Here is a 428-nt window from a genome sequence, read left to right as displayed (position 1 = left end):
GCAGTAATAGTTATTGTTCTTGTATCTGAACAGCCCGAATAACTGATTGTTAGCGTAACATCTGTATCTGCAGTGATTCCACTTACAACTCCTGTGCCTACTGTTCCAGCATCTGCTGTTACCGTAGCTCCTGCACTTGCTGTAAAGTTTACACTATACGTTAAATTATCTTCCGAACACTCCGTTCCTGAAACACTGATCACTGGATCCGAACATGGATCATCACAACTCTCTGGAGAAGCTACAGTGATAACACTCTCACAATCCCCATTTGTCGCTGTTATCGTTATAGCTGTTCCTATAGCTGCGCTCAACGTACCATCCCCATTGTCGGTAACTCCCGAAGAGAACACTAAGCTCGCACCCGTGGTCTCTTGGTAACCCACAGTATAAGTCGTAGCATTTAAGCCATCACAGATTCCTTGACC

General features: G+C 44.9%; 1 protein-coding gene. It reads right to left on the bottom strand.

What is annotated here, in order from left to right; genetic code table 11:
• Positions 1–428: hypothetical protein (locus JM658_RS17045; protein WP_236961109.1), on the bottom strand; the 428-nt coding region annotated here is incomplete at both ends.

Origin of the sequence: Joostella atrarenae (genome assembly GCF_021764745.1) — a bacterium.
Taxonomy (GTDB): Bacteria; Bacteroidota; Bacteroidia; order Flavobacteriales; family Flavobacteriaceae; genus Galbibacter; species Galbibacter atrarenae.
The sequence above is the reverse complement of the archived record's forward strand: the minus strand, read 5'-3'. Positions and strand labels throughout refer to the sequence as shown.